The 5,450-nt window shown below is 57.5% G+C and carries 3 rRNA genes; all 3 read left to right on the top strand.

Annotated features, from left to right (window positions below):
- Positions 1 to 197: 197 nt before the first annotated feature.
- The 3 genes from ABZS40_RS36170 to rrf all read left to right on the top strand — a co-directional run bounded on the left by ABZS40_RS36170 (position 198) and on the right by rrf (position 5,402).
- Positions 198 to 1,712 (top strand): 16S ribosomal RNA (locus ABZS40_RS36170).
- A 378-nt stretch (positions 1,713 to 2,090) separates the two neighbouring features.
- Positions 2,091 to 5,200 (top strand): 23S ribosomal RNA (locus ABZS40_RS36165).
- 85 nt (positions 5,201 to 5,285) lie between these two features.
- Positions 5,286 to 5,402 (top strand): 5S ribosomal RNA (gene rrf / locus ABZS40_RS36160).
- Together the 16S, 23S and 5S rRNA genes form the textbook arrangement of a ribosomal RNA operon.
- Positions 5,403 to 5,450: the final 48 nt, after the last annotated feature.

Here is a 5,450-nt window from a genome sequence, read left to right as displayed (position 1 = left end):
GGTTCGAAAGCCCCGGTTGGGGTTCCACTGTGGTGGGGCTTCTGGTCGGTGTGTGGTTGTTCTTTGAGAACTCAACAGGGTGCTTGTAAAGCCAGTGCCAATTATGATTTATACCCCGGACTGGTCAGTTTTTGCTGGCTGGTTGGGATTCCTTTGGCAACATTTGTTTGTTGTCAGGATGCTGTTCAACTAATTTTTTGTTGGAGAGTTTGATCCTGGCTCAGGACGAACGCTGGCGGCGTGCTTAACACATGCAAGTCGAGCGGAAAGGCCCTTCGGGGTACTCGAGCGGCGAACGGGTGAGTAACACGTGAGCAACCTGCCCCAAGCTTTGGGATAACCCTCGGAAACGGGGGCTAATACCGAATATTACTTCTGGCCGCATGGCTGGTGGTGGAAAGTTTTTCGGCTTGGGATGGGCTCGCGGCCTATCAGCTTGTTGGTGGGGTGATGGCCTACCAAGGCGATGACGGGTAGCCGGCCTGAGAGGGCGACCGGCCACACTGGGACTGAGACACGGCCCAGACTCCTACGGGAGGCAGCAGTGGGGAATATTGCACAATGGGCGGAAGCCTGATGCAGCGACGCCGCGTGAGGGATGACGGCCTTCGGGTTGTAAACCTCTTTCAGCAGGGACGAAGCGAGAGTGACGGTACCTGCAGAAGAAGCACCGGCCAACTACGTGCCAGCAGCCGCGGTAAGACGTAGGGTGCGAGCGTTGTCCGGATTTATTGGGCGTAAAGAGCTCGTAGGCGGCTTGTCGCGTCGACCGTGAAAACTTGGGGCTCAACTCCAAGCCTGCGGTCGATACGGGCAGGCTAGAGTTCGGTAGGGGAGACTGGAATTCCTGGTGTAGCGGTGAAATGCGCAGATATCAGGAGGAACACCGGTGGCGAAGGCGGGTCTCTGGGCCGATACTGACGCTGAGGAGCGAAAGCGTGGGGAGCGAACAGGATTAGATACCCTGGTAGTCCACGCTGTAAACGTTGGGCGCTAGGTGTGGGGGGCCTCTCCGGTTTCCTGTGCCGCAGCTAACGCATTAAGCGCCCCGCCTGGGGAGTACGGCCGCAAGGCTAAAACTCAAAGGAATTGACGGGGGCCCGCACAAGCGGCGGAGCATGCGGATTAATTCGATGCAACGCGAAGAACCTTACCTGGGTTTGACATGGCCGCAAAACTCGCAGAGATGTGAGGTCCTTCGGGGGCGGTCACAGGTGGTGCATGGCTGTCGTCAGCTCGTGTCGTGAGATGTTGGGTTAAGTCCCGCAACGAGCGCAACCCTCGTTCGATGTTGCCAGCGCGTTATGGCGGGGACTCATCGAAGACTGCCGGGGTCAACTCGGAGGAAGGTGGGGATGACGTCAAGTCATCATGCCCCTTATGTCCAGGGCTTCACGCATGCTACAATGGCCGGTACAATGGGCTGCGATACCGTGAGGTGGAGCGAATCCCAAAAAGCCGGTCTCAGTTCGGATCGGGGTCTGCAACTCGACCCCGTGAAGTCGGAGTCGCTAGTAATCGCAGATCAGCAACGCTGCGGTGAATACGTTCCCGGGCCTTGTACACACCGCCCGTCACGTCACGAAAGTCGGCAACACCCGAAGCCGGTGGCCCAACCCTTGTGGAGGGAGCCGTCGAAGGTGGGGCTGGCGATTGGGACGAAGTCGTAACAAGGTAGCCGTACCGGAAGGTGCGGCTGGATCACCTCCTTTCTAAGGAGCACCTTCCGACGAAAGTCGGTGAGGAGCCCGCGCTGCCCGAATGTGGTGGTGGGGTGCTCGAATGGCGGAGACACTGGCAAGTTTTGCCCTGGCAACGGCCGGCGGCGCCTAGTACAGCCACTTTGGTGGTGGGAATGGTTGCTGTTGGTGCGGCTGGGGGGAGATGTGAGCACCCTGTTGGGTCCTGAAGGAACAACCGTTGGGTTGTTGTTTCAGAGACTGTGCCGGCCTCCTGTGTGGGGGCTGGAAGTCTGCCAGGCATGGCCTGGCTCCACATACCGCCAACGGTTGTTGGGTTTGGTGTGGGGCGGATCGGGTTGTGGGTTGGTCGTTTGTTGAGAATTGCACAGTGGACGCGAGCATCTTTGTGGTCAAGTTGTCAAGGGCGAACGGTGAATGCCTTGGCACCAGGAGCCGATGAAGGACGTGGGAGGCCGCGATAGGCCTGGGGGAGCTGTCAACCAAGCTGTGATCCCAGGGTGTCCGAATGGGGAAACCTGGCACCAGTCATGTGGTGTCACCCACACCTGAACACATAGGGTGTGTGGAGGGAACGCGGGGAAGTGAAACATCTCAGTACCCGTAGGAAGAGAAAACAATTTAGTGATTCCGTGAGTAGTGGCGAGCGAAAGCGGATCGAGGCTAAACCGGCTGCGTGTGATACCTGTCAGGGGTTGCGTGGTCGGGGTTGTGGGACCCTGCTGAACAAGCTGACACTTGTTCGAGAAGTTACAAAGTCAGTGGCTAGTCGAACAGTCTGGAATGGCTGACCGTAGACGGTGAGAGTCCGGTAGGTGAAAGTTGCTGACCTTCTGTGGGTGTTCCCGAGTAGCGGCGGACCCCTGAAATCTGCCGTGAATCTGCCAGGACCACCTGGTAAGCCTAAATACTTCCTGGTGACCGATAGCGGACAAGTACCGTGAGGGAATGGTGAAAAGTACCCCGGGAGGGGAGTGAAATAGTACCTGAAACCGTTCGCCTACAATCCGTCGGAGCCTTGCGGGGTGACGGCGTGCCTTTTGAAGAATGAGCCTGCGAGTTAGTGGCATGTGGCGAGGTTAACCCGTGTGGGGGAGCCGTAGCGAAAGCGAGTCTGAATAGGGCGATTCAGTCGCGTGTCCTAGACCCGAAGCGGAGTGATCTAGCCATGGGCAGGCTGAAGCGCGGGTAAGACCGCGTGGAGGGCCGAACCCACCAATGTTGAAAAATTGGGGGATGACCTGTGGTTAGGGGTGAAAGGCCAATCAAACTCCGTGATAGCTGGTTCTCCCCGAAATGCATTTAGGTGCAGCGTCGCGTGTTTCTTGCCGGAGGTAGAGCACTGGATGGTCTAGGGGGCCCACAAGCTTACCGAAATCAGCCAAACTCCGAATGCCGGTAAGTGAGAGCGCGGCAGTGAGACTGCGGGGGATAAGCTTCGTAGTCGAGAGGGAAACAGCCCAGATCACCAGCTAAGGCCCCTAAGCGTGTGCTAAGTGGAAAAGGATGTGGGGTCGCATAGACAACCAGGAGGTTGGCTTAGAAGCAGCCACCCTTTAAAGAGTGCGTAATAGCTCACTGGTCAAGTGGTTCCGCGCCGACAATGTAGCGGGGCTCAAGCACACCGCCGAAGCTGTGGCATTCACATTTTATCCTCGCTTGGACTTGATTCCTTGTGCAGGTGTGTGGATGGGTAGGGGAGCGTCGTGCCGCGAGTGAAGCAGCGGGGTGACCCAGTTGTGGACGCGGCACGAGTGAGAATGCAGGCATGAGTAGCGAAAGAAGGGTGAGAAACCCTTCCGCCGGATGACCAAGGGTTCCAGGGCCAGGCTAATCCGCCCTGGGTGAGTCGGGACCTAAGGCGAGGCCGAGAGGCGTAGTCGATGGACAACGGGTTGATATTCCCGTACCCGCGAAAGAGCGTCCCTGATGAACCTCGTTGTGCTAACCACCCGAGCTGCCTGATGTCTTCGGACGGATGGTGGGGAGCGTGGGAACCTGATGGGTAGTAGTCAAGCGATGGGGTGACGCAGGAAGGTAGCTGAGCCCGGCCGGTGGTTGTGCCGGGGTAAGCGTGTAGGCCGTGTTGTAGGCAAATCCGCAACACATGAGGGCTGAGACGTGATGCCGAGCCGATTCAGGTGAAGTCAGTGATCCTATGCTGCCGAGAAAAGCCTCTAGCGAGTTCTTAGCGGCCCGTACCCCAAACCGACACAGGTGGTCAGGTAGAGAATACCGAGGCGATCGGGCGAACTGTGGTTAAGGAACTCGGCAAATTGCCCCCGTAACTTAGGGAGAAGGGGGGCCGGAGACGTGAAGCCCCGCGCGGGTGGAGCGTTGTATGGCCGCAGAGAGCAGGGGGAAGCGACTGTTTACTAAAAACACAGGTCCATGCGAAGAAGTAATTCGATGTATATGGACTGACGCCTGCCCGGTGCTGGAACGTTAAGGGGACCTGTTAGCTCTTCGGGGCGAAGCGGAGAACTTAAGCGCCAGTAAACGGCGGTGGTAACTATAACCATCCTAAGGTAGCGAAATTCCTTGTCGGGTAAGTTCCGACCTGCACGAATGGCGTAACGACTTCCCCACTGTCTCAACCACGGGCCCGGCGAAATTGCAGTACGAGTAAAGATGCTCGTTACGCGCGGCAGGACGGAAAGACCCCGGGACCTTTACTATAGCTTGACATTGGTACTCGAATTAGCTTGTGTAGGATAGGTGGGAGCCGGTGAAGTCCATACGCCAGTATGGGTGGAGGCAATCTTGAAATACCACTCTGGTTGATTTGGGTATCTAACTTCGGACCGTTATCCGGTTCAGGGACAGTGTCTGGTGGGTAGTTTAACTGGGGCGGTTGCCTCCTAAAAGGTAACGGAGGCGCCCAAAGGTTCCCTCAGCCTGGTTGGCAATCAGGTGTTGAGTGCAAGTACACAAGGGAGCTTGACTGTGAGACTGACAAGTCGAGCAGGGACGAAAGTCGGGACTAGTGATCCGGCACTTGCGAGTGGAAGCGGTGTCGCTCAACGGATAAAAGGTACCCCGGGGATAACAGGCTGATCTTCCCCAAGAGTCCATATCGACGGGATGGTTTGGCACCTCGATGTCGGCTCGTCGCATCCTGGGGCTGTAGCAGGTCCCAAGGGTTGGGCTGTTCGCCCATTAAAGCGGTACGCGAGCTGGGTTTAGAACGTCGTGAGACAGTTCGGTCCCTATCCGCCGTGCGCGTAGGATACTTGAGAAGGGCTGTCCCTAGTACGAGAGGACCGGGACGGACGAACCTCTGGTGTGCCAGTTGTCCTGCCAAGGGCACGGCTGGTTAGCTACGTTCGGAAGGGATAACCGCTGAAAGCATCTAAGCGGGAAGCCTGCTTCAAGATGAGGTATCCCACCCACCTTGGTGGGGTAAGGCCCCCAGCTAGACGACTGGGTTGATAGGCCGGAAATGTAAGCCCGGTAACGGGTTCAGTTGACCGGTACTAATAGGCCGAGGACTTGACTACTAAGCTGCTACGCGTCCACTGTGCAACTCTGAACAAGCGAACACCCGTGAGTGTGTGCCGGGGTTGTTTGATATGTTCATAGAGTTACGGCGGTCATGGCGGAGGGGAAACGCCCGGTTACATTCCGAACCCGGAAGCTAAGCCCTCCAGCGCCGATGGTACTGCACTCGTGAGGGTGTGGGAGAGTAGGACGCCGCCGGACAATCTTCCAGATTAGGCCACCCCCACCGGGGGTGGCCTAATCTGCGTT

Origin of the sequence: Micromonospora sp. NPDC005324 (assembly GCF_040607155.1) — a bacterium.
GTDB classification, from domain to species: domain Bacteria; phylum Actinomycetota; class Actinomycetes; order Mycobacteriales; family Micromonosporaceae; genus Micromonospora; species Micromonospora trifolii.
This window is presented reverse-complemented; position numbering and strand designations above follow the sequence as displayed.